The sequence below is a fragment of the Photorhabdus sp. RM96S genome (assembly GCF_042879335.1).
In the GTDB taxonomy this organism is placed as follows: Bacteria; Pseudomonadota; Gammaproteobacteria; order Enterobacterales; family Enterobacteriaceae; genus Photorhabdus; species Photorhabdus kayaii.
This window is the reverse complement of record NZ_JBHFKT010000010.1, coordinates 107765-134760: the sequence shown is the minus strand read 5'-3', so window position 1 is coordinate 134760 and position 26996 is coordinate 107765. Positions and strand designations below refer to the sequence as shown.

The window sequence follows — 26996 nt, the reverse complement described above, 5'->3', positions numbered from 1 at the left end:
GCCACTTATTTCTCCTACAAGTCAGAAACGGATTTCTGCACCGGCAATATAGGTCCGGCCCCGAGCGGTTTGATTAGCAGAAATGGATTCATTCATTAATGCAGCCGTATTATTCATACGATTAAGTGCTTCAGAATAGTTTTTGTTTGTCAAATTCTGTACCAAGAATTTAAGTAGCACATTTTTATTTATTTTATAATCACTGTAAAAATCGACCACTGTTGGAATTTTTTTCTCCTTTTCCATCACCGTTCGCCCATCACTATCCTGATTATAAGGATCTGAATCTAGCTTATAGGAATTACCGGTATATTTAACTATCGCTCCAATACGAAGTTTTTCGCCTAATAAGCGAACCCCTGTATCCAAAGTCATAAAACTTTCAGGTAATTGTGATACAGGATCTGCCCCAAAAATCGATGTAGAAATAGAAGTCGGTTGGCTTGTTTTTTGTCGACTATAAGCCAATTTGCTATAAAATACACCGGCATCATAATCAGCAGAGACTTCATAACCGCGCATTCTTACCGGAGTTATGCTATTGCTATAAATATGTATACCGAAATTTGCGTCAACATGCTTCCAATCTTCTTCTGATAATTTCGAAGATTGGCATACCCTACCATCTTTACACAGAGCATATAAATCACTACTGATGTAATTCTTTATCTTAGTATGATACCAGGCTGCCTTCAAACGGAAAGTATCTCCCTTGACAATTAAATCTGGGCGGAAACTGTTAAAGCCAATTTGATAAGTGTCTGATGACTCTCCTTTCAGAAATGGGTTCATGGACCCACCACCTTCATTACTATAGAAAGTCTCCTGAATATTTGGTGCTCTCATTGAACGGGCATAACTGACGAATGGTTGGAACTCAGGAATAATTTCTGCTGATAGTAAAATACCTGGATTAAACCCATGTTCTTTTAAATCCAATTCAGTTGCTCCCTGGGGAAAACAAGGAATCCGCAGATCACAAGCCGGTTTATAGCCTTTAACACTGTAGTCCATATAATTAAACGTAATATCTGCCTGATAAATTCCACGGCCTATTTTCAATCCACCATAAATACTGGCAATATCTTGTTTTCCACTTGGCGAGAAAACATTATTTTCTTTTACTTCACTATCTTTCTTTTTATATTTTTCCTTTTCTTTTTCATCTTTACCTTGACCAGAATAAACACTATTTGTTGTCCTGCTATATTCTGTTTCCATTAGCTTACTGCCAAATGTTAACTCAAAATTTGTATCACCATAGTCGAAGCGACTAATATTACTGATATCTATTGCATCTGATTTATTTTTTGCATTACTATTTAGCAACTTAAAAAGTGAATCACCTTCATAACGTTGACTACTCTCACTGGTGCTAACCAATAATTTTATATCAACCCATTCACTAAATGGAGTGTAATTGTATTTTAAATAAATATCCCGACTATCAATATGACGGCGAGTAAATTTATTGTGATAATTACGGCCACTTAGCTCCATATTATGAAATTCATTTGGTTCAATTTTTATTTTCATTAATTGAGAATTAGGTTTTTGCTTAAACGATTTATCTGTAACAAACTCATCGCTTAATACTCCGTCGCCATTCTTATAATGTGCATCAATTGAATGCCCGCTGACAGCCAGCATAGCACCTATTGAACCTTCAGAACTGAAAGCGGGTGTTTTACCTGCAACCGCTATCATACCGTTATAGCCAATACCATTATTTCCATACGCTGTTTTTGTACGTACTCCCAATGAATTCCCTGCGAATATCACATCATCTACACCAATTGTGCGAAAATTAGCGCTACCCGCTAATGCATTAACACTCGCTGAGCCATCAGATTGACCACGATTGACATCAACTCCTACAATAAAATTGGGATCAATGATTGTACCGAATTGGTTATAAGTAGTACCGTGAGCTGGACTCGTCGGAGATGTACCATAAAAACTCTGGCTAACACCATCAACCATCATATTTACTCGTCCAAATCCACTTAATCCACGAATATTCACACTCACGGTTCCCTGCCCCGGATCTATTTGCGTATAGGTCCCTGGCATACTGCGTAATATGCTATCCGTTGATTGAAGTTTTGTATCTTCTCCTTTAGAACTGTATGAACCGGGCCTTTCCATTGCCCTCACTTCCGCATCATCCTGTGAACCAGAAACCTTAAGGCTACTGAATTTCATCACCTTATCTGATTTTCTCTCTTGCTTTTCCTCGCCATAAGCAAGCCCTTGAAGCCCAATGAAAACCACACCAGCCCCTGCTATCTTTGTCATTATTTTCATTTCAATCATCCCAAATGCATACAAATCAATATTTGCTCACATGCCCGTTTTTAGAAAATAAAAATGTTTAGCACTGATAATGATTTATCAGTGCTTTAAATAACAAACTTATATATCCGTCATCTTTCAAGTTGCCTCTTTGTTGGCTGCATTCGCTCACCCCGGTCACATAGTTACCTATGCTCCCGGGGATTCTCTCCCTTGCCGTCGCGGTGCATCTTGAAATCTATAGGGTATACTATTTATAATTTACTTCAGTTATCTTTTAATTGCGGAAAATACTTTTTAGCATCATCCAGCATCAAAATAAAACTGTAATCCAGTGCAGTATCTTTTAATCGATTAAATCGGCCCGATTTACCACCATGCCCGGCACTCATATTGGTTTCTAATAACAAAATAGAGTTATCTTCCTTCATATCCCGTAATTTTGCTACCCATTTAGTAGGTTCCCAATATTGCACTTGGGAATCATAAAACCCACTCGTAACCAATAAGTTTGGATAACGTTGATGTTTTATATTGTCATACGGACTATATGATTTAATCCGGAAATAATCCTCTTTATTTTCAGGATTACCCCACTCCTCATATTCTCCTACGGTCAGCGGAATAGAAGGATCAAGCATGGTTGTCACGGCATCAACAAATGGAACTTGAGCAACCACACCGCGATATAATTCCGGTGCCTGATTAATCACAGCGCCCATTAGCAAACCACCCGCACTCCCTCCCATCGCATAAACACGTTTACTGTCACCATATTTCTGAGCAATCAGTGCCTTAGTCACATCAATAAAGTCATTAAAACTATTCATTTTATTTTCGACTTTACCTTGTAGATACCATTTCTTACCCAATTCACCGCCACCACGCACATGCACCAAGGCGTAAACAAAGCCCCGATCTAATAAACTCAATCGTGGTGAACTAAATGAAGGGTCCATGCTGATACCATAAGCCCCATATCCATAAATCAGTATTGGGTTATGACCTTTTTTAAACAGTGATTTACGATATACCAGAGATACCGGAACTTCAACACCATCACGGGCCTTTACCCAAATACGCTGGCTCTCATAATGATGTTTATCAAAACCTTTTACTTCCTGCTGCTTAAGTAATTCCCGCTCACCTGTTCTCATATTCCATTGGAATGTTGAGCTTGGTGTCGTCATGGATGAATAACCATAACGGACAAAATCAGTATTGGGTTCAGGGTTGTAATCAATCCATGCCATATAACTTGGATCATCAAACTTAATCTGTTTTTCTTGCTGTGTCTGCCAATTAATCTGACGAATTGTCGGTAATCCTTTTGTTCTCTCCTGTACGACCAACCAGTCATTAAACAGATCGAAATCTTCAAGATCACTATCTTGCCGTGGAGCAATCACTATTTTCCACGGTATATTGATGGCATCCGTCTGATAAAGACCATAAGTTTCATTTTCATGATTTGAACGGATGTAGAAATGATCGCGGAAATGGTCAATATAATACTCTCTGCCTTCCTGACGAGGAGAAAATAGTTGAAGTTCAGATTGTGGTTTATTGGCATCAATCAGCAAATATTCAGAAGTCGAATTACTGGTTATCGCCAACATAATATAATCGCGGGAAGTGCTCTTAGATATGCTTAAATAAAAACGCTCATCTTCTTCCTGATATATTTTCTGATCTTCGCTGGTATTGCTACCATATTGGTGACGAAGTACCTGATATGGCAGTAACGTTTGTGAATGCCTGCGCACATAAAACAACGTATTGTTGTCGTTAGCCCAAACCATGTTGCCAGAAGTATTTTTTATTACATCGTTATTCCACTGTTTATCAGCAATATCTTTAAAAGAGATCTGATAATTACGGCGTCCCTGCGTATCTTCAGCAATCGCAATACGTTTATTATCCAGAGAGATGGCAAAATTACTCAGTTGGTAATATTCGTGCCCTTTAGCCCTTTCATTACCATCGACCAGTATCTGCCAATCTGATGAGCCATCAACAGGTTTACGCTGATAAATTGGGAAATCTTTGCCCGTTTCATAGGTTGTCCGATAAATATACCCATTATAAGTATAGGGTACCGATTGATCATCCTGCTTCATCCTGCCAACCATTTCTTCGTATAACGTATCCCGTAGCTGTTCACCGGGTTTTAGCATCTGTTCGGTATATTTATTTTCGGCTGTCAGATAATCAATGACTTTTTGATCTTTACGATTATCATCCCGCATCCAGTAATAATCATCTATACGAGTATCACCGTGGGTAGTTATATGGTGTGGTTGTTTCATTGCCTTTGGTGGCATAATTTCTTCCTCTGCGGTGGCAGGATTCAGCCAGCCGCTCAATAAAAACATCAATAACAGCCCTTTAGTTTTCAGGGCAAACCGCGCTTGCTGCCTTAACATATTTGCTGTCCTTAAGTCGCTCAACGTATTAATTAGTTAAACTAAAATCAATCGGAAGTTCTATCGTAATTCCATTACCGCTTAAAACGGTATCGGGGGGAGCTGGCAACGGTTGCGCTCTTGCCAGAACTTGCTTCGCTTCCCTGTCTAAAGAATGAGTTCCTGAACGACGAACTAAGTCACTGTTAGTAACATAGCCCTGTTTATCAATAGTGAATCTGACTGTAGGCCGACCCGTGCGGTTTCTTCTCTGTGCATCCTCTGGATAGCGTTTATAGCGGTTCAAATGCCCGATAACTTCCGCTCGCCATAGTGCATCCGCATCAGCGATAGCCTTTGAATCACTGTCATAAGAAGCAGCAACCCGCGAAGTAACATTCGTAGATGTAGCCGTACTGCTCACCATAGCAGCACTACTTTGAGATTTTTCACTCTCTTGTTCTTCTACCTGCTGGCGCTTCACCGGTGGTGTTTTTTCAAGCTCCTCATGGTATTTTTTCTGTTTTTTAGGTTTATGCACCAGAATCTGCGCCTGTTCATCTTTAATAAGCTCAGGCGTCTTAATCTCATTAATCTCGCTTTCCTGCTGCCGGCTGGCAACAGAAAGTTGCTGTTCAATACCGATAGGCTGTTTTTGTACCCGATGTGTCGCTTCTGTTAACAATGAAAGCTCCATCATCACCGCCGGCGGTGGCATCAATTCATCAATAGCAATTTCTTCTGGCTGGTAGATAATCCAACCAACCAAAATGAGGTGAGCAGCAATAGCAGAAACGAGCCATTTTTTAAAATGCCCCTTTTGAAAGGCCGGGTGTGTCAGCGTCAACATGGATGATAGCGCATAATTTTAATTATCATTTAGTAATGATAATTAATTTCATATGCTAATGAAAATTATTTTTCCCTGTATCGTTAACTTGAGCACATCCCTGTGCCAAGGCCCCTTATATATGGGGAAAAGACCACTATACCCTATGGATTTCAAGATGTATCGCGACGGCAAAGGAGTGAATCCCCGGGAGCATAGCAAACTATGTGACCGGGGTGAGCGAGTGCAGCCAACAAAGAGACAACTTGAAAGATAACGGGTATATTTGTTTAAAATATCTACGGTTTTTTTACTGGTGTATACCAGACATAATCAGCATATTGGCTATCCAGTACATTGCTTTTTTCAGTGATGATCAACACAACAAGATCCTCTTGGGGCGATAAGTCTTTAACATGCAGAGGAACACCTATTACTTTTGTTGCATGATATCCACCCGCAATCAGTGTGGCAGGAGCTGGCGCTTTAAGTAACTGCTCCGCCATTCTGCGATCCCGCATTTGCTGAATAGCTGTCATGGCAGATAACTGTTGTTCCGTTATTTCACCACCGTGAACATCTTTAATCACCGCTTTAATCTGCGCTTTAACATTTTCAGCAACAGAAATATTCCCCTGGAGGGTCGGAGGGTTACTGTAAGCCGCTTTAATTTCACTGCGATCTAAGTTTGCAGACAGCAACGGATAAGGCTGATACATAAGCTCCATGACCAATCCACCATACAACTCCCACCGCCATCCATCTTGCCATGCGAGAAGCTCTTTTATGCGACTTTCACGTACGATAGGCTTAGTTTGCAACCAACTCTTAACCTTATTCACTTTTTGCTGCTGATCAGGATTAATCATCTCTAACAGGACTGAACCCTGTTCTCTTTTAAGCGGAAGTTGCTGAACCAACCAAAGCTCTATCTGATGATGATATGGATTATCATGTTTTTCACCCACAACTACCCGTTGATGTGATGCCAGCCGATTGATCAATTCATCAGGGGTCAGGGCATGACCTGTTTTAAGATCGATAATGGCCCCTTGTTGAGTCAGTTCCGGTGAAAGCGCTTGGAGAGCTGGTTTTTGTTGTACAGATGCACATCCAGGTAAGATCAGTAAACCACAGATAATCAGAAAAGATTTTACAGTCGTGAGAAATTTCATTATGCCCATTATCCATATTCATGTTTTGCGCATCATATATACCCGTCATCTTTCAAGTTGCCTCTTTGTTGGCGGCACTCGCTCACCCCGGTCACATCGTTACCTATGCTCCCGGGGATTCACTCCCTTGCCGTCGCGATCCATCTTGAAATCCATGGGTATAGATAATAAGAATCGTTTACAACAAACCGCCCCTGCCTACAGTAAACAGGGGCGATGGGTATTACAGCGGATGAGTTTGCGCTTCAACTGCCGCCAGAGCGACCATATTAACGATACGACGTACAGAAGAAATTGGTGTCAGAATGTGTACCGGTTTGGAAACCCCCATCAGAACTGGGCCAACGGTAACGCCTTCAGAACTGGTGACACGTAGCAAGTTATAACTGATACGGGCAGATTCCATATTCGGCATAATTAACAGATTGGCAGCCCCTTTCAATGGGCTATCTGGCATGATGTCACGGCGAATACTTTCAACCAATGCGGCATCACCATGCATTTCACCATCAATTTCAAGCGAAGGTGACATTTTATTCACCAATTCCAGCGTCTGGCGCATCTTCTGTGCTGAGAGGCAATCTGTGGAACCAAAACTTGAATGAGAAAGCAGCGCAACTTTGGGTTCAATACCGAAACGGCGGACAGTCTCTGCCGCCATAAGGGTAATCTCGGCCAATTGTTCAGGCGTTGGATCATTGTTGACATAAGTATCCGCAATAAAAGTATTACCACTTGGCAACATCAATGCATTCATTGCACCAGCAGTATGAACCCCATCACGGAAACCAAATACATTTCTCACGACATCATAATGTTCACTGTAACTGCCAACGGTACCACAAATCAGGCCATCAGCTTCACCACGCAGTACCATAATCGCCCCAATCAGGGTGGGATTACCGATAACGGCACGACGAGCTTGTTCAGCAGAAACACCTCGACGTTTCATAATGTGATGATATTCCTGCCAGTATTTTTTGAAGCGCGGATCATTCTCATTATTGACGACTTCAAAATCTTTACCCGCTTCAATATGCAATCCCAGTTTCTGGATACGCATTTCGATAACACTGGGGCGACCAATTAGAATCGGGTAAGCCAGCTCAAGAGAGATCAGCTCCTGAGTCGCATGCAATACACGGACTTCTTCCCCTTCGGCCAAAACGATACGCTTTTTCGCTTTCTTAGCCTGAGAAAAAATAGGTTTCATAAACAAATTTGTTTTATAGACAAACTCATTCAGCTTCTCGATATACGCGCCAAAGTCTTTAATCGGGCGGGTTGCTACGCCGGAATCCATGGCTGCTTTGGCAACTGCCGGGGCAATTTTCACAATCAGGCGCGGATCAAATGGTTTAGGAATAATATACTCCGGGCCAAAAAACAGATCCTGATCATCATAAGCGGAAGCCACTTCTTCACTCTGTTCCGCCAGCGCTAAATCCGCAATCGCATGAACACAGGCGAGCTTCATCTCCTCGTTAATGGTTGTTGCACCAACATCCAGCGCACCACGGAAAATAAACGGGAAACAGAGCACATTATTAACCTGATTCGGATAATCAGAACGACCAGTACAAATGATTGCATCAGGGCGAACTTGTTTTGCCAATGGTGGCAAAATTTCTGGTTCAGGGTTTGCCAATGCCATGATGAGTGGGTCTTTAGCCATCGTTTTCACCATGTCTTGAGTCAACACGCCAGGGCCGGAACATCCGAGGAAAATATCTGCACCAGGGATAACATCACCTAATGTGCGGCTGCCATTGTTTTCAATCGCATAGGCAGCTTTAGTTTCTTCCATATTTTTATCGCGACCACGATAAATCACCCCTTTAGAGTCACATACCACAATATTCTTGCGTTGCAGCCCAAGCGCAACCAGCAAGTTCATACAGGCAATTGAGGCAGCTCCAGCACCAGAAACGACTAAGCGAACCGCTGAAATCTCTTTTTTCATAATCCGCAAGCCATTCAAAACAGCAGCAGTACAAATTATCGCTGTGCCATGCTGGTCATCATGGAATACCGGAATGTTCATTTTTTCCCGAAGTTTTTTCTCAATATAGAAACATTCCGGTGCTTTGATATCTTCGAGGTTAATTCCCCCAAACGTCGGCTCCAGTGCCGCGATGATATCAATCAATTTGTCAGGATCAGACTCATCAACTTCAATATCAAATACATCAATACCTGAGAACTTTTTAAACAGGACACCTTTTCCTTCCATCACTGGCTTACCTGCCAATGCACCAATATTCCCCAATCCTAAGACCGCACTACCATTAGATATCACTGCCACAAGATTGCCACGCGCAGTATATTTGTAAGCCGCTAATGGATCTTCTGCAATTTCCAGGCAAGGCGCAGCAACACCTGGTGAATAAGCTAAGGCCAAATCTCGCTGAGTTATCAGAGGCTTAGTAGGAGTAATTGTGATTTTCCCTGGTTGTGGAAACTGGTGAAAATCCAATGCACTCTGTTTTAATTTTTCATCCATCGTCGGATCCTTTATATACAATCTGGAGTAAAAGCAGGAGCAGTATAATAGGTACTGAGTGTCAAATCATAACACTGACAGCATCTTATCAATAAAGTAACACTTTTTTGCTCATAAAAAGCACTACCCAATTTCTCCACTAATACCACTACTTACCGCCTATCCCAATAGGACTATTTTATTTGCCACTCTTTGCCACTCTTTGCCACTCTTTGCCATAAAGAAAAGAGCGAACCTGGGCGGTGCTCACTATTCATTTATAAGAGCGGTCTGCAACAATTACGCTTATTGGGATGGGGACTTAATCAAGGAAAATAAAGAAAGAAACATTATCATTTATACAATATCATTAAAGTTATAGTAACTTTAATAACTATAACATGGAAAAACTCTCAATATAAATTCAATTAAAATAAATTTTATAAAAGAAAACAAATCTAATAATAACTCATTTAACATATTGATTTTTAACATCATTGAAAGAAGTGAAGTTATGTATTTTTTATGAAAATTACTCATCTTCTTTTTTTACTTATCAAACTAATTTGCGCTATTTATATTTTTATATCAGGATGTGCTTTCTGGACTTACAGAGCTATCAACTTTGTAAATCAATCGGTTTTGATAAAATTTTTTCATAGCAATTTAATTTAGGGCAGACCCATTAATTACTGCCTTTTAATCAAATTCAAAGTCTGCATTTCGTGGCTTTACTTATTTAAGGGAGAAGGAAAATGTATAACCATTCAGTGATGATAGTTGATGACCACCCTCTCATTCGCCATGGCTTGAAACAGATTGTAGAGCTCGATCGGGCGCTTACCGTAACAGCGGAAGCTGACAATGGTGAAGAAGCAATAAATATTGCATGCAAGCTGAAACCTGATGTCATTATGATAGATCTCAATATGAATGGTCTTTCAGGCGTGGACACGATTAAATCTATCCGTAGAAAAGGGATCAATTCTTATGTACTGGTATTATCCGTTTCAGATGATCGAAATGATGTTTACGCAGCCATTGACGCAGGAGCTAATGGCTACTTGCTTAAAGATAGCGACTTAGATTCGTTATTAAGCAGTATTCGCCATGCTGCTCGTGGACAAACTGTATTTAGTGAAAAAATATACCAACATCTCGCTAACCGTCATAAACATGTTGATCCTTTATCTGAATTGACTAAACGTGAGTTAGATGTATTAAAAGAAGTTTCCAGTGGCATGACCAATAAGGAAGTTGCTGATGTCTTATTTATTTCTGAAGAAACGGTGAAAGTACACATCAGAAACTTGTTAAAAAAACTGAATGTACGTTCCCGCCTGGCTGCAACAATCATGTATTTGCAACATAGGAAAAATGGAGTAGCCTAATACTTCTTCCGAGCCGCTCCTTGAGCTTATTACCGAGGGTCGGCTCTTATCGCTGTTATGTAGTAAATGTTATGTAGCAAATACCCCCTATGAGAACAGGCCAATAAAATTGAGTCTCCTGTTTTGGTATCTCTGATAATAAAAATCAGGATATCATCTGGATAAAACAGGCATTTTCCAGCATTATGTTTAGGTATTTAAATTTTTTTAAGGATCTGTTAAATGATATTGGATAAATCTTCTCAACCCGCTTTTACTCTCTATGGGATCAAGAATTGTGACACGATAAAAAAAGCCCGTCGTTGGCTGGAAGAACAGGAAATTACTTACCTGTTTCATGATTATCGTGTTGATGGACTCAACGCAACACTTTTGCAGTCATTTATTGACAAACTGGGTTGGGAATCATTAATTAACACCCGTGGTACAACCTGGCGTAAACTGACCGAGCAACAACGAACGACAATTAATAATGCTGACGCAGCAAAGGCGTTGATGTTGGAACAACCCGCTATTATCAAACGTCCACTATTAATTTCTGCGAAAGGTGATTGCCTATTAGGTTATAAGGTGGATGAATATCAGCAATTTTTTGCTGAGGCACTCTGAAATGACTTGCCCTGTAATTGAACTTGCACAACAACTCATCAGACAACCCTCTATCAGCCCGGACGATAAAGGTTGCCAAAATATTATGATCGCTCATTTGCAAGCAATTGGCTTTACCATTGAACGGATGCCCTTTGGCGATACAAACAATTTTTGGGCTTATCGCGGCATAGGCCCGACATTAGCCTTTGCCGGACACACTGATGTCGTCCCTGCGGGCGATGAATCTCAGTGGGAATATCCCCCATTTGAGCCAACTATCCGTAATGGCATGCTATATGGCCGGGGTGCGGCAGATATGAAAGGCTCATTAGCTGCCATGATTGTCGCGGCTGAACGTTTCGTTGCCGCCTATCCCAACCATAATGGACGTCTGGCCTTTCTTATTACTTCAGACGAGGAAGCGAAAGCCACCCACGGCACCATTAAAGTGGTTGAAGCCTTGATGTCCCGCAATGAACGTTTGGATTATTGCCTGATAGGTGAACCTTCTAGCCAGCATCGTCTTGGCGATATGGTGAAAAACGGCCGTCGAGGTTCCCTTACTGCTAATCTCACTGTTCACGGTATTCAAGGCCACGTTGCCTATCCGCATTTAGCTGATAACCCAATCCACCGTCTCCTTCCTGCTTTACAGACATTGGTCAATACACATTGGGATAAAGGGAATGAATTTTTCCCGGCGACCAGTATGCAAATTGCCAATATCCACGCGGGAACAGGCAGTCATAACGTGATCCCTGGGAATGTGCAAGTTCAATTCAATTTCCGTTTCAGTACAGAACTGACTGACAGCCAAATCCGTGAACAGGTTGAAACTATCCTCAAAAATCACAATCTCAATTACACGATTGAGTGGATACTAGCTGGTCAGCCTTTCCTAACAGCCAAAGGTGAGTTAGTCAATGCCGTCATCCAGGCAATAGACCAATATTGCGGCTATCAACCTGAATTATCTACCAGTGGTGGTACATCCGATGGGCGATTTATTGCTCCGATGGGTGCTCAAGTTGTCGAACTGGGGCCACTTAACTCAACAATTCATAAAGTTAATGAGTCCGTTAGCGCCGCCGATCTGCAACAACTCAGCCGGATTTATCAACGTGTTATGGAGCAATTAATCCAGTGATCACAGCAAATATGTTAACCGGCCTGGCTACTGGCCACTTGATTTCTCTCTTTGGCAATCATCGATTACAACCAGAAGCCGCCAATGCTTTTCTTTCCATGCAACAAGCCGCTGAAAAGGCCGGAATGAATCTGCAACCGGCCAGCACGTTCCGTGATTTTCAACGTCAGCAAGCTATCTGGAATGGAAAATTCCGGGGTGAACGCCCTGTGTTGGATAAAAACAGCCAACCCATGGATATCACCCAATTATCAGAAGGAGAACGCTGTAAGGCAATTCTTCGTTGGTCCGCCCTGCCCGGTGCCAGCCGTCATCATTGGGGAACAGATTTGGATATCTATGATCCAACGATGCTACCGGATAACCAGACGTTATTACTCGAACCTTGGGAATATGAAAATGGTGGTTATTTCGCACCGTTAACTCATTGGTTGACCGAGAATATGGCTCATTTCGGTTTTTACCGTCCTTTTGTCGGTAACCGTGGCAGTGTCGCTGATGAACCGTGGCATATCAGCTACCAACCATTAGCCAAGCAATTGGAAAAATTGCTGACTCAGCAGATGTTACTGGATGTATGGCAACAGCATGACATCGCCGGCATTGACTGGTTATCGACTAACTTACCTTATCTATTTGAAAATTACCTCCATGTTGCGCAGGAGACAACCTCATGCAATGGTTAGCTGATTACTGGTGGATTATTTTAGTTTTATTGGTTGGCGTTCTTCTCAATGCAATTAAAGAGTTACGCCGACTGGATGTTAAAAAATTTCTGGACAATAAACCGGAACTGCCTCCTCATCGGGATCTTAATAGCAAGTGGGATGATGAAGATGATTGGCCCCAGAAAAAGCCGTAGTCCACTCTTGCCAATCTTTGGCAAGTTTCTTATCGAAACTTGACAACGCCTGTGCGGTTTCTTGCCGCCAGAGTCGCATTAATGCCTTATATCCACTCAACTTCAATACGGTGATGCATTGCTCAACACTCATTTCTTGCTGGAGATGATTTCTCAGCGCAATCAACGGCAAATCACTGTTCAGCAACAATCGTTGCAAGGCCGGTAATGAAGCAGAAAATGGTCGGTGAGCAAATGCAAAACCTGACAGTTCCTGCCAATCATGCTGATTGAGATGATGGTCAGTTTGGTAATCAACAGGCAAGCTAAATCCAATCTGCGATTCCAGCCAATGTGCATCACGGGCAAGCTGTTGCTGAGCTTGAATCCCCAGCACAATCCCTTGTTCACTCAGGGGAAAAATAGCCATTGCCGTATAACAACCGCTGCTGGCTTCTAAATGAGTTCCTATTCGCACTAATTGGAAGCCACATTTTTGCCATAATGCCCAAAGCTCCGCGGTATAACCAAAGCTAACAGAAATAAAATCCACCCCCTGTTTTTCTGCCCTTTCCCGTTGATACGCGATCATTCCCTGAGCAATACCTTGCCTGCGATGATTAGCCTGTACAGCAACCCTGCTGATCCGTTGAGATTTCAAAACCGCCGCCTGTGGTAAACCGCTATGGGCAGCTAACGATTGAGCAACCAAATTTCCTCTTGGACGACGCCTGCCTGCCCATATTTCATGAGCTAACTCAAGCGCCAATCCACCCTCTTCAACCATCCACAAAGCCCCCATTAAGGCATTATTTCCAAGAGCCGCAACAAATTGCATGCCTTTGGCATCAAGTAAACGCCGTAAATCCAGAGGTGAAGTTTTGTAGTGAGCGCTGGTCAATATGCCGTAAAACTGCCTCAGCAATTCAGGTTGTTTAATCCATTGTTGCTGATGACAAACGTGATAACTAATAGCCTTATCAGAATTGTTGACAGGAATTGCATCCTCAAACAGTAACGCTTTTTCCAACCAGTTTTCCAGCGGATCATTTTCCGCCCAACGCACAGGAGCCGTCAGGTTTAGAATATGACTATCAGGGATTCCAACACAAAATTTAAGTAAAAATCCGCGTCCTGTACCTTCATATCCCTGCACAGTTGTGGTCAACAATATTCGGGGAAAATAGCTGATCAACTCAGATAATTGAGGCATTGGAATAGCAGCGGCTTCATCGATAAGCAACCAATCAATATCTGACACGTTATTTTGTCTACAATATTTCAGCAAATTATCTACGGCCCAGAATTTTCCCCTTTCCCCCGCATAATATCTGATAACTTCGGTTGCCGCTTTTGCTGGTGCAGTTAACCAGCAATTTCCTTGCCATTGCTGCATTAACATACCTGCAAGTGTCGATTTACCTCGCCCTCTTGGCGCAGTAATGACCCATACCCCCTGATTTGCCCACAAAAGTCGAGTCAAAATGGCATGCTGGCTGGCTGTTGGGTTGCCATCAGGCAGTTGCCACGCACTATATTGTGGAAATTCAGGGATACATAAGGGATCATGTTGCCGCCATAGCAAAACTTGGGGATCGCTAACAATTTGCTGCTGAATATGCTGAACAAAATGCGGTGTTGGAATAGCATCTAACTGTTCGTTCCAACGTGCGCTATCCTTATCTGGTTGATAACGCCATTGGTACCAAGATGGAACCATCATCACCAACCAACTTCCCGCTTTCAATGTGCCTGCCAATATCGCCAGTGCTTCCGCATTAAAACCTGCGGTAGCGTCAAATATTCCATGCAGATATTCCTGACCTAATAAACTGGCCGCCTTTTCTGGCAGCACAGCGTGCTGTTTACGATAAGAGATCCATAACCAATCACCCATAAATCTTTGCTGTAATTCATTAGCCTGTAAATAGCACCAATGATCATCTCCACTCAACACCAGCAAACGACGTAACCCTTGCTGCTGCATTTCCGTCTGTATCACACTCAGTTCCGGCAACATAACGGCTATGATTTACCAATCAATAATGACAAAATCCCCGCTGCAATCAGCGGCCCCACAGGAACACCTTTAAACAGGGCAACACCCAATACCGTCCCCACCAGCAAACCCGCAACTGTCGATGGCTGATTAGACATGAGTGAAATACCCCGGCTACCCAACCATGACACTAATACACCTATCACTATCGCGAGTAACGATTTCCAACTCATAAACGAGTTGAGGACAGCTTGTACCGTAATTTTTCCACTGGCGATAGGAGCCATTACTCCCACGGTCAAAATAAGTACACCGATAGTCAACCCATATTTTTCCACCCACGGGAAAAAATGATTCAGTGGCGTTATACGGATAACCAGCAAGAGCAGCATTGCAAGAGTGACAGTCATGTTGTGGCTGATGATACCCAGTGCGGCCAACACTAGCAGCACCAGTAAAGTAGGATCGAGATGACTCATAGATTTCAATACCCTATACCCGTTATCTTTCAAGTTGCTTCTTTGTTGGCTGCACTCCCTTGCCGCCGCGATGCATCTTGAAATCCATAGGGTATTAATCCTATTAGGCTAGGGCAATTTTTCCTTATGTTACAAAAATGACAGGTATTTTCGTATTAATTCAAACAATTAACAAGCTAACGTCGCACCACCATCGACCACAATATCCTGTAGCGTTATATGGCTTGCCAAATCAGAAGACAAGAAAAGTACGGTGTGTGAAATTTCATTAACATTTGCAATCTTACCGAGGGGAATACCTAATTTATATTGCTCAGGATACCCGTTAATCATATTTTTTTCATCATCATCAGTTTTCCACATGGAACGCTGCATAGGGGTATCTGTCGAACCCGGCGATACAACATTACAACGTACACCAAACGGCGCGAGTTCTAGCCCAACACAATGCGTTAAACTTGTCAGTGCTGATTTTGATGCACAATAAGCCGCCATTTGCATACGTGGAACACGTGCCGCATTAGAGCTGACGCTGATAATAGTGCCACTGCGCTGACGTTTAAAATGGGGAATCACTGTGCGAAATAGATAAAAAGCCCCAGAAGCATTAACATTAATACAACGATGCCAGTCACTAATATTTAGCTCATCAATATTTCCCAATTGCAATATACCGGCAGCATTAACCAGAATATCTAATTTGGCTGAGATAAACAGTTGTTGGGAACAAATCATTTCGACCTTTTCTGGATCACTGATATCGAGTTGTATACATTGATAAGGCAAATTATCTTGCTCAAAGATGCGATCGAAACCTATTACGTTAGCGCCAAGCGCAGTAAAATCACGGGCAATTTGTTCGCCAATGCCACGTGCCGCCCCGGTTACCCAGATGGTTTTATGGCTAAAATCCATTTGTAAATTTTGTTTATTTTTCATATTATTTGTTCTTTAATGGCGATTTATTATGCATTTTTTATAAATTCGATTTATCGAAATTTACTGATGAAATTATTTCTTTCGTGCCCATAACCATTCCTGATTTTTCAGCAACATATTTTAAAGCCATGAGGTGATCTTCAAGTGTAAAATCCGCTATCGCATCACCCACTAAAAAAGGCTTTATATCTCTCATGAATGCGTCAACCGCAGTAATCATACAACCAATATGTCCATACACCCCGCAAATAATTAATTGATCCCGACCTAAGTCTTTTATATTTTTTTCTAACGAAGAGCGTTGAAATGCACTATAACGACACTTAACTATTACAATATCATCATTATTAGGGGCCAACGCACGGCTAATATTCTGTAAATGGGGTGATCTATTCAAGCCAGCCCCCCATATATCATTAAGTAATGCACGCTCTTCATCACTTTGTACTTTAGGTTGTGCTGTATATATAATGGGAATCTCTTTTTCTTTACAAAACATTCTCAACAAATGGATATTTTCAATTAATTTATTGATTAGAGGGCTATTATCACCGAAAAACTGCAAGAAATAATCCTGCATATCATGAATAAGTAAAATTGCCCTATGGGGTTCGAATAACCAAGATGCTTTATTGCTTGGAAAATCTTTTGGCTGAGGTAGTATATAATTTTTCAATGATGGAATGGTCATTTTAATACCTTCATGTCATTAATTAACTTTCTAATTTGTCTCGAATGATTTCTCTTAATAATAATTTATCAATCTTTCCGACTGGTGTAACAGGCATAACATCAATAATCTCGAAACGATCAGGCAATTTATATTCAGCAATCCCCATTCCCCTTAAATATTTCCTCAGTTGCAACGTGTTTATATTCGGATCAGCCACCACAATAAAAGCACAACTTTTTTCTCCCATCAGAGGATCAGGCATCGAAACCAAAGCGCTATGGATAACACCTTCATGTTTGAGTAACAAAGATTCAATTTCTTCCGAAGCAATTTTTTCACCACCGCGATTAATTTGATCTTTCTCACGTCCGACAATACACACATAACCCTCTTTCGTCATATAGGCTAAATCACCGGAATAATAAAAACCTTCTTTATCAAACACCTTCGCATTGTGCTCTGGACTTTTATAATATCCCCGGAATGTATATGGCCCACGAATGATTAACATACCCGCCGAACCTGGCGCTTGGATATTGCCTTGATCATCAACGATACGTATCTCATCATCTTCACTCATTGGGCACCCCTGAGTGGTAAATATACGTTCATCATCGTCATTAAGCCGGGTATAACATACCAACCCTTCGGCCATACCAAAGATCTGTTGCAACTTACATGAAAAAAGTTTCGGTATCACTCGCGCCACACTTTCACTTAACTTTGCTCCACCGACTTGTAATAGCCGAAGACTTTCTAGTGAATATTCGTATTTCCTCATTGTCTGAATCCATAACGCAACAGCCGATGGCACCAGTGAGGTCATTGTTACTTTATGTTCACGTATGAGTGGAAAGCAGGTCGTAGGCCCAGGATCTGTTGCTAATATGACACAACCACCCGCATAAAATACGCCAAGCGCCCCCGGAGAACTCAATGGATAATTATGTTGCGCCGGCAAAGCACAAAGATAACGGGTCTGTTGTGTCAACTCACAAATTTCAACACTGCGTCTCACACTATAATAGTAATCGTCATGCGTCCTTGGAATTAATTTAGGTGTCCCAGTGCTCCCACCTGAAAGTTGAAAAAAAGCGACTTCATCTGAACGTGTCGTCTCAAAATTCAAAGGTAAATTTATTGGCTCTAACCACGGCTTTAATTCATTGGTATATAATTCATTAGTATATTGTATTTTGCGACCATCAATGACGATATTCCTTAACCGTGGACAATGTGTCTTTAATTGCTCCAGGAAATCATTATTCTGTAAAAGTGAATGCTCTGACGAAAGTACAATCAGACTTGGATCAATTTGTTGCGCATAAGCAAGTAACTCTAATTTATTATGGCTAAATAATGCATTAATAGGTACTACCCCCATTTTCAGTAGCGCAAAAAATGTAATATAAAATTCAGCTATATTTGGCAATTGTACGATAGCAGTATCACCTCTCTTTATTCCCGCTAACATTAAATTTATGGCTAATGCAGATGATTGTTGATCAAGTTGATGATAACTAAATTTACGGTCACCACAGATAATTGCTATTGCTTCAGGTTGTCTCTGACATTGTTTATAAAGTATGTCAGTTAAGGGTTTACCAAGCCAATACCCCTTTTCACGATAATGTTCTGCTAATTCAACCGGCCAGGGTGTAAATTCAATAGACATGATTTTATTCCTTACAATAATATTCAATACCTTGAAAAATCGTCGATTACTGTTTATACCTATTTACTTTATCCTCAACCAGAAATATTTCTAACCCTATTTTGTGAGCTGCTTCTAAATAAATTCATTTCGTAACAAATCATACCTAGTGCAAGCGCTCAAAATACAAATTTAATTACCTAATATATTGCAAAATAAAATCATATTGCTAATAGTTAGTAACGTACAACCTTTAATCCAACAAGGGTAAATTATGTCATGCTTTCCTCCTGGATATTGGGAAAAATATCCGAACACCGCCACCGTAATCACAACATATACTTGCAATGCTGCTTGCAAAGAATGTTGTTTTGAATGTAACCCCTCGGTAAAAGCGCGTTTAAGCCTGGATGAAATTAAACAATTTATTGCACACTCAAAAGCTAATTTTCCAGGGCTAAAGTTAGTTGTTTTCAGTGGTGGGGAGTGTTTCCTGCTAGGTAAAGATCTGATTGAAGCCATTCGCTTTGCCTCAGATCACGGCTTATTAACTCGTTGCGTGACTAACGGTTATTGGGGAAAAAATAGAGAAAAGGCGCAAAAAATCGCCCAAGACTTAATAGATGCTGGCATCACAGAGATGAACATCAGTACAGGGAAAGATCACAGTGAATGGATTCCCCTTGACAGCGTAGTGACCGCGGCAGAAGCATTGGCCGAACAAAATATCACAACACTGATTACAGTAGAACAGGATACCTTTGATTCCGCCATTGCAACGCAAATCACCCAGAATCCTGTTATTAAGCGACTGAAAGAAAAAAACAAAATTAACTTACAGCGAAATACCTGGATGCCGTTCTATGACACCAGCGAAGAACGAAAAGATGTTCCAAACCGGGATCAGCAACTGGCAAAAGGGTGCGATCAAGTCTTTGAAAATATTGTACTGACACCACACGGTGAAATTTCCGCTTGCTGTGGGCTGACATTAGAGCATATCCCCGAAATGAAACTTGGCCGTTTGCAAGGAGGCGATGTATCTCAGATTTTTAAAGGTCAGGAAGAAGACTTTATGAAAGTCTGGTTAAGAACTGAGGGGCCATACAAGATCCTAAAAAAATATCGCCCACAGAATAGCAGCATTGATCTAGAAAAAATCGTTCATCCTTGCCAAGCTTGTGCTCATTTGCATAAAGACGAAAAGACACGCCGGAATCTGTTAGATAATTATCACAAAGAAATTATTCCGGTAATAAAGAAATTTAACGCTAAAGAACGGCTGGATCTCATCTACTACTCAGCAGAAAAAAATGCCATTAATTTAACTGAGGAATGAAAAATATATACCCTATGGATTTCAAGATGGATCGCGACGGCAAGGGAGCGAATCCTCGGGAGCATAGATAACGATGTGACCGGGGTGAGCGAGTGCAGCCAACAAAGAGGCAGCTTGAAAGATGACGGGTATAGTGGTAATCAAGGAAAGGAAATACTTTATTCTTCTTTAGGAATATTTTTACTTGTTATTTTGTGATCGGACTCTAAATAAGGGTATTTTGTCGCAAGACATATTTAGTCTAAACGCTCAAAATATAAATTTAATCAACTAATCTATTGCAAAATGTCACCATCCAGCTAATAGTTAGTACCGTCTAACCTTTAATCGAACAGAGGATAAATTATTCTACACCCTATGGATTTCAAGATGGATCGCGACGGCAAGGGAGTGAATCCAACAAAGAGGCAACTTGAAAGATGGCGGGTATATGTTTTCCCATTGAGTATTAGATGCCATACCCAAATACTGTTATGGTCATCACAATATATACTTACAATTAATATCGCAGGCAAGAAATATCAGTTAGATAATTATTTCATGAAATTATCTCAGTAATGAAGAAGCTTAGAGCCTATCTCAATAGGCGTAATTGTTGCAGGCCATTCTTATCAATGAACAGTGAACACGGACAGCGCGGAAAAACCGGAGCGTACACGTAGTACGTGAGGATTTTGAGCACTGCCCAGGTTCGCTCTTTATGGCAAAGAAGGGCAAATAAAATAGCCCTATTGGGATAGGCAGTTAATAAGGAAAGGTTATATATTATCTTATATAAAGCTCAATAAAAAAAGAATTCCGTTAACTTATAAAGGAACGAATTATGAAAAGACGTACATTTATTGGCGTGGCTGCCGGTGCAGCTATTGGCAGTGTCATACCCACCGTCAATGCTAGCACTGATAGCAACCGCCTGTTTGGCGTGCCACGTTCATTACTCTCTCCGGGGGAGGTTGAAGAAAATAAGCTAAGGCTGTCAATGTCAAACGCCAAACTCCCGGTTGAAGTTTGGGAAGAGATCATCACCTATAACCGATTCTGGGAAACCCTACAACAACAGCCCAATTTAGCATTAGAATATCGGGAATCACCGGAAAAAGTGCTGACTGAATTTGGCATAGACAAAGATATCGTGAGCCCCGGTTCCGCAGAGGAATTACTGCTATTCATCACTTATGACAAAGACTTAATGAATGCGGTAAAAACCAACGACTATGAAGCGCTCTTTTCCCACTTAAAAACCTATGGTTTAAACGAAAGGGGTTCAAGTCTGAGAAGTCGAATCAATCACCATCTCAATCAAGATGCCAGTCTTGTCGCACATTTTAAACAACACATCGAATCCTATCAGTTCCAAGATACAGACACTCCTCCTCTTATCCGGCTGAAGGAAATTCTGGAACCCTTAAACCGTGAAGATGATACCAGTATTGAGATTGCTCGCCTTGTGGTAGGGGCAAATGTCGTTGCTGCGGTTAACGTAGCTGTTGGCACCCGAGTTGTCGCAGCGGTGAACGCGGCTGCGGCAGTTAACGTAGCAGCTTACTTGAGCCTGGCGGTACAAGTAGCGGTTACTGTATGTATGGCAAATTATTTACCCAAAATTGATCATAGCGACCTTTCAACCGGCACGGCTTCTCTTCATCTTGCCAGACTCTATAACAACCAAGAAATGGTCGATACACTGGTCAAAGAAGCTGTCAGAAGAGAAATCACCGCTTGTCTGTTTGCGGCGCAAAAATGTGGTTATATCAATCTGCCCGCAACCCGCGAAGAACGCAAAGAAGTGATTCATCTCTTTACCGAATTATCTTTAGGAATGGCAGCAGCATGAATAATATCGTGGGATTAAATCCAGACTTCAAAGTCATATTAATGAATGTCGCGATGCTCGTCCTGATCGCTTTAGTTTTTCTGCCTGTACCATACTGGCTCAGTAACAGCAATCCCAATAAGCTGGCGGCAAGTATTGCGACAACGCTCTTTGTCATCATTACCTTATTTATAGGCTATCAACTGTTATCAAATAAAGCCGTGGTCAAGGAAGGAAAATTATTGATGAAGTCCGGGGTATATTCACACGAATGGGTTATTTCCTCATTACACCAGGAAGAAGGCGTTTCCTTGGAAGATTTTAGTCGAAGTAATGGTATACATATTATTCATTATTCGTCTGGATACTACCACAAGGGACAAAACAAATATTTTATTCTGCGTGTAAGTAAACGCCCTCTGATCTGCTTTAGCTCAGAAGATAATATTGGGTTATGCATAGATGAATCTATTTTTGAAAAAATAAAGGGCGAGTTACAAGGTAAAATATAGCGTGGAGCCGCAAAATAATGGAATATAGTGACAATTATTGGCCGTTGAATTATACACAGCTCCGTTTAGCTATTGCTAACACTGTTGCTGACGATAAGTCTGTCTTCAATGTCGGTGAATTCGTCAGTTTCAGTGATAATATTAGTTTGGCAAGATTGAAGCAGGCCATTATAACCATTCATCACTTCAATGATGGTTTTTCCTTACGTTACCGTATTGCTGAACACAATATTTTTCAGGAGAAGGGATCTACATCGGTCGAAGTTATACCAATAAAACTGTCAGAGCCAACAGTAGAACCAGCGGCAAAAGCGGATTTTGCAAAGAGAACAACTCAACCGCTAGCGCCTGAAAAGGGCGTGACGATAAGGCATTATCTTTACTTTAATGATGTTGGGTGCTATTTCTGGGGAATCATCGCTCACCATATTGCCACAGATTATTGGGGCATAGGTCAGTTAATTCATGATGTTTTGTCTTGCTATGAACAACAAACATTCCACCCAACATCAGCGGCTATTTTTACCTATCAGGCTTACCTTGACGAAGTTAAATATAAAGCAAACGTGCATTATGCCAACAACAAAGAGTATTGGAATAATTACCTCAACCAACTGCCCAAATTAGAGGATTATGCCCGTAAACGCCTATTTCCCTCAAAAGCAATTAAAGTAAGCCGGCCGCTCACCGCAAATAACGGTGGTTTTACCTTTAATGATAAATTAATGATGATACTGGCTCTATGTCTGCAAATGACCAAACGAGATCGCTTATCAACAAGTATCATCAACTTACCCTTCTCTAACCGACATGATAAAGGAGAGTACCGCTATTATCGCCCGGCAATGAACACCTTGCCTGTGATGGTTTCTTTGGCCCCGCAGGCAACAATAAAACAGATCCTCGTAGCAATGCAGTTGCAAATTAGTCTGCATAGCAAACATAGCCGTATTGATATAAATGATTTAAATGATGAAGCAATCAGTCGAGCAGATCAATTTACTGCCGCTCCCTATGTTAATCTGCTACATGAACTTGAACATGATCTTATGAAAGATAATCGCGCCATTCGCGGTTGTATGACTTCCGGCGCAGTCAATAATTATGGTATTAACATCCGGTTTTCTCCTGATGGGAAATCAGCATTAGTTGAATTGGATGTGGGAAGCCGCCTGTATAGTCATTTTGCCGCCCATACTCTAATCGACGATTATTTACGTATTTATAGTACGATTGCAGAAAATATTAATGAAACGGTTGAGACATATTGGGGGAAATATAAAGCAATTGAACCAATGGATAATATTATATCTAGCCTAGATAACCCAGAAAATATTGTCGTTAATCACCCTATCAAAGAGAATATTATTGGTCGAATAGCACAAATAGTTGCAGTATCGCCGGATAAAAAATCAGTCATTTATGGGGATCAAGCAGAAATAAACGTCGTGCATTGCCTTAATTACCGTGAACTTTACCGCAAATTATCCACTTTCAGTCAATTGCTATTATCCTGCCCACTACAAAACCGAAGGGTCGCCGTATTATTGCCCAGAGGGGTGGATTCCTTATTATCCATATTATCCATCCATACGGCGGGATTATGTTTTGTCCCAATCAATATGACATTTGGGCAAGAAGAGATAAATAATATATTAAGTAGCCTGAATATTTCTTTATTAATCACTGCTCGTCATTACCATGAAAAAGTAAACGATGTTAATAATACGCACATTCTCTTTATCGAAGATATAGAAACTCGCCCTTCCGAGATATTTCTGGGGCATGATATAAAACGTCCCGCAACTCAAGAAGACGAAGCCTATATCTTTTTCACATCAGGCACCACAGGTGTACCGAAAGCAGTACCGATAACGTTTAAGGGGCTTTATGCCTATTTGGCGGCAATGACAGAGCAGTATGATATTAAACAAGATGACGTTATTCTCAATTTCAGCACCCCCGTTTTCGATGCTTATATTGAAGAGGTGTTCGGATGTTTTTATCAAAGCGCCACATTAGCCATTGTCAATGATAATATGATCGTTGAACTGGAGACACTATTTTCATTTTGCCATGCACAATCGGTCACTATAGTTAATTTTCCTACCAATTATTGGCATCAAATTGTCTTTTTCCTACATTCAGCCATTAAAGAACTCGCACCTTCGATTAGAATGACAATTATCGGTGGCGATCTAGCAATGGATAAAGCCATTCATCATTGGTTGGAAAAAGTAGGATGCGGTATTTCCTTGATTAACTCTTATGGCCCAACAGAATGTTGCGTTGTGGCTAGCAGTCACAAAATAGATGATAAATTTCAACCCGGTAATATCATTGGTAAAGCGCTAGCAAATACCACTATCGTTATTCGCGAATATGGAACTGATAAGATAATTAATGGCAGTAGTGGAGAAATATGCATCCGTGGCGATTCTATCTGTACCGGATATATTAATGATAATCAGTCAACTTCACGTAAATTCTTACAGTTGAACGATGGAGAAATCTATTATTTAACCGGAGACCGTGGATTTTACGATGCCCAAGGTAATTTAAATTTCATTGGCCGTCTGGATAAAGAGCATAAAATTGACGGGAAACGTGTCGATCTGGATGAAATGCAAAAATTACTTACAGCGGCGATTAATATTGATGATATTCATTTAGCAATAAAAGAAAATGAAACGGGGTACCAATATATTAATATATTTATACCTGATAGATCATGCTCAATCACACGTCACGAAATCGTCTCATTTTTGCGTGGATGTTATCCAAAATTACAGGTACCTTTTATTGTCGAATTATCATCATCCAACAATTCTGTTACAATATCAGAGTTGAATAAAGAAGATAATATTTCGCAAATTAAAGACGAAAAACGAGAAATATTTTTCGCTTTATGGCGGGAAGTTTTTGGCGATAGCGATGGCATTGTTGATGAAGAGACTAATTTCTTTGACGCTGGCGGTACTTCGCTTAAAGCATTATTATTAATTAACAAGATCCAGCAACGTTTTAATTGTTCTATTCACCTGGAAGATTTCTATCACACCCCTAGATTAGGTTATCTATTACAATCTGTCATTCAACAAGGGCAAATACCAGTTTTAATCGATAAAAATAGCACTTGCCTGACAGAACAACACGACCAGTATTATTGGATCATCGATACTATCTCTAATCGTTCCGGCGCTCATAATATCCCACTATATTATCATCTGACCGGCGAGATTGATTTAAAGAAATTACGTTACGCTTTGCTGTATATCATGCAATATTTCCCTGCCCTCTGCCAAAGAGTCACCATAATAGATGGGCAACTCTCTTTAACCCTCTCACCCGTTATTGAAGAGAACCTGCCTTTCGAATATATCGATTTAACTTATGCTACCGGCATCAATATTGAAATTTCATTCCGCAAAATCTTAAATGATATGGCATTTAAACCGATGGAATTACAGGATAATCCACCGGTATATTTTAAGTTATTAAAAATAGCAGAACATAAGCACTACCTTTTATTAAATTTTCATCATGCATTTTGTGACGGGATGTCGATTGCTCATGTGTTGCAAAAATTATCTTCTGCTTACGCAGATAATGTACCAAAGATTGAAGCCGCGACGGAAACAAGCATTAATCTCATTAATCAGCGCATGTCAGACGAAACATTAAATTTTTGGACAGAAAAATTGTTCAACGTCCTTTCGGTTGCCGGACAAAATAATGATTCATCGGAAGCTCATCTTAGGGTCCGAGGCCGACGTTATTCAATGCCGTTGTCTCCACAATTAATTGCCGCACTATCCAGCACGCAGAAAAAATATGCGGTGACTCTAGAACATATTGTGATTGGCGCATTTCTGATGACCATTAACTCATTACTCAATAAAGATGAGATTATCATAGGTATTCCTTGTGCCAACCGCGTTCCTCCCATACCGTTTGACAGTGTTGGTAGCTTCGCAACCACACTACTGCTGCCCTACGTTACTGCGGAAACTTCGCTGATTAACGTATCCAGGTATGTCCGCGATTTTCTGGCAGACGCGAATACTCATTCCAATATCTCACTGGCCTATTTGAAACAACATCTCCATCACCACCACGGTATGCAATTGCCGGAAGTCACTTATTATTTTTCTTCTCAAATAGGGTTTGAAACCGGTTTATATCTTGGTGAAACCCGTTGTACCAAAGAAAAAATCAAGGGGCTCAAGCCTAAAGGAGATATCGCGCTCGAACTGATCAATTTGCCAACTGGGATAGGTCTGGAATGGCTCTACGATGATGATATTTTCTCTGAAGATATCATCAGCGACATGGGGCTGTTTTTGATTGATTTATTGGATTGCATAGGCACTCAGCATGACCTGATGCCTGGCGATACGGAACGATAACAAATGGTAAAATGGATGCTGAT

General features: G+C 40.9%; 19 protein-coding genes and 1 pseudogene. 10 read left to right on the top strand and 10 right to left on the bottom strand.

All coding sequences use genetic code 11. From position 1 onward, the window contains the following. Positions 1-21: 21 nt before the first annotated feature. From ACGF49_RS08570 to maeB, 5 genes are all read right to left on the bottom strand, one after another. Positions 22-2307, bottom strand: coding sequence for a TonB-dependent receptor domain-containing protein (locus ACGF49_RS08570; protein WP_387490555.1), 2286 nt, complete (start codon positions 2305-2307; stop codon positions 22-24). 254 nt (positions 2308-2561) lie between these two features. Then, on the bottom strand, positions 2562-4619 hold the full coding sequence (locus ACGF49_RS08565) for a S9 family peptidase (protein WP_387490570.1): 2058 nt from the start codon (positions 4617-4619) through the stop codon (positions 2562-2564). A gap of 130 nt (positions 4620-4749) precedes the next feature. Beyond that, positions 4750-5550: an energy transducer TonB gene (locus tag ACGF49_RS08560; RefSeq protein ID WP_113041030.1), complete on the bottom strand. Its 801-nt coding sequence runs from the start codon at positions 5548-5550 to the stop codon at positions 4750-4752. A gap of 278 nt (positions 5551-5828) precedes the next feature. Next, positions 5829-6704, bottom strand: coding sequence for a ChaN family lipoprotein (locus ACGF49_RS08555; protein WP_113041031.1), 876 nt, complete (start codon positions 6702-6704; stop codon positions 5829-5831). 223 nt (positions 6705-6927) lie between these two features. Continuing rightward, positions 6928-9207 (bottom strand): NADP-dependent oxaloacetate-decarboxylating malate dehydrogenase, encoded by a 2280-nt coding sequence (maeB, locus tag ACGF49_RS08550; RefSeq protein ID WP_387490551.1) that lies wholly within the window; start codon positions 9205-9207, stop codon positions 6928-6930. 734 nt (positions 9208-9941) lie between these two features. Between maeB and ACGF49_RS08545 the strand changes: the two genes are divergently transcribed. The 5 genes from ACGF49_RS08545 (at position 9942) to ACGF49_RS08525 (ending at position 13177) form a co-directional block, all read left to right on the top strand. Then, positions 9942-10577 (top strand): response regulator, encoded by a 636-nt coding sequence (locus ACGF49_RS08545; RefSeq protein ID WP_011146941.1) that lies wholly within the window; start codon positions 9942-9944, stop codon positions 10575-10577. Positions 10578-10802: 225 nt separating this feature from the next. Beyond that, on the top strand, positions 10803-11186 hold the full coding sequence (locus ACGF49_RS08540) for an ArsC family reductase (RefSeq protein WP_113041122.1): 384 nt from the start codon (positions 10803-10805) through the stop codon (positions 11184-11186). A 1-nt stretch (position 11187) separates the two neighbouring features. Further along, positions 11188-12315: a succinyl-diaminopimelate desuccinylase gene (gene dapE / locus ACGF49_RS08535; RefSeq protein ID WP_113041033.1), complete on the top strand. Its 1128-nt coding sequence runs from the start codon at positions 11188-11190 to the stop codon at positions 12313-12315. Next, a complete protein-coding gene (locus ACGF49_RS08530; RefSeq protein ID WP_113041034.1) occupies positions 12312-13001 on the top strand; it encodes a M15 family metallopeptidase in 690 nt (229 codons plus the stop codon). The genes dapE and ACGF49_RS08530 overlap by 4 nt, the downstream gene beginning before the upstream one ends. Further along, positions 12989-13177: a YpfN family protein gene (locus tag ACGF49_RS08525; RefSeq protein ID WP_112877663.1), complete on the top strand. Its 189-nt coding sequence runs from the start codon at positions 12989-12991 to the stop codon at positions 13175-13177. The genes ACGF49_RS08530 and ACGF49_RS08525 overlap by 13 nt, the downstream gene beginning before the upstream one ends. Here ACGF49_RS08525 and ACGF49_RS08520 read toward each other — a convergent pair. The 5 genes and pseudogenes from ACGF49_RS08520 to ACGF49_RS08500 form a co-directional block, all read right to left on the bottom strand. Continuing rightward, positions 13128-15176, bottom strand: coding sequence for a tRNA(Met) cytidine acetyltransferase TmcA (locus tag ACGF49_RS08520; protein ID WP_113041035.1), 2049 nt, complete (start codon positions 15174-15176; stop codon positions 13128-13130). The genes ACGF49_RS08525 and ACGF49_RS08520 overlap by 50 nt on opposite strands. A 5-nt stretch (positions 15177-15181) precedes the next feature. Then, complete coding sequence (locus ACGF49_RS08515; RefSeq protein WP_113041036.1) at positions 15182-15634, bottom strand: DUF441 domain-containing protein; 453 nt, start codon at positions 15632-15634, stop codon at positions 15182-15184. Between the two features lie 168 nt (positions 15635-15802). Further along, positions 15803-16573, bottom strand: a complete 771-nt coding sequence (dhbA, locus tag ACGF49_RS08510) for a 2,3-dihydro-2,3-dihydroxybenzoate dehydrogenase (RefSeq protein ID WP_262978158.1) — start codon at positions 16571-16573, stop codon at positions 15803-15805. A 70-nt stretch (positions 16574-16643) separates the two neighbouring features. Beyond that, positions 16644-17264, bottom strand: a pseudogene (locus ACGF49_RS08505) (isochorismatase family protein); the annotation flags it as partial. A gap of 22 nt (positions 17265-17286) precedes the next feature. After that, positions 17287-18921 carry a (2,3-dihydroxybenzoyl)adenylate synthase gene (locus ACGF49_RS08500; protein ID WP_113041039.1) on the bottom strand — a complete coding sequence of 545 codons (1635 nt, stop codon included), beginning with the start codon at positions 18919-18921 and terminating at the stop codon, positions 17287-17289. Between the two features lie 253 nt (positions 18922-19174). Here ACGF49_RS08500 and ACGF49_RS08495 point away from each other — a divergent pair, with 253 nt between their 5' ends. From ACGF49_RS08495 to ACGF49_RS08475, 5 genes are all read left to right on the top strand, one after another. Next, the gene (locus ACGF49_RS08495) at positions 19175-20239 is read left to right on the top strand and encodes a radical SAM protein (protein ID WP_113041040.1); all 1065 of its coding nucleotides are present in this window, start codon (positions 19175-19177) and stop codon (positions 20237-20239) included. A gap of 75 nt (positions 20240-20314) precedes the next feature. After that, positions 20315-20437 (top strand): hypothetical protein, encoded by a 123-nt coding sequence (locus ACGF49_RS08490; protein WP_262405103.1) that lies wholly within the window; start codon positions 20315-20317, stop codon positions 20435-20437. A 625-nt stretch (positions 20438-21062) separates the two neighbouring features. Continuing rightward, positions 21063-22073, top strand: coding sequence for a hypothetical protein (locus ACGF49_RS08485; RefSeq protein WP_113041041.1), 1011 nt, complete (start codon positions 21063-21065; stop codon positions 22071-22073). After that, a complete protein-coding gene (locus tag ACGF49_RS08480; RefSeq protein WP_113041042.1) occupies positions 22070-22564 on the top strand; it encodes a hypothetical protein in 495 nt (164 codons plus the stop codon). Before ACGF49_RS08485 ends, ACGF49_RS08480 begins: the two co-directional genes overlap by 4 nt. Positions 22565-22581: 17 nt before the next feature. After that, positions 22582-26973, top strand: coding sequence for a condensation domain-containing protein (locus ACGF49_RS08475; RefSeq protein WP_113041043.1), 4392 nt, complete (start codon positions 22582-22584; stop codon positions 26971-26973). The last annotated feature ends 23 nt before the right edge of the window (positions 26974-26996 follow it).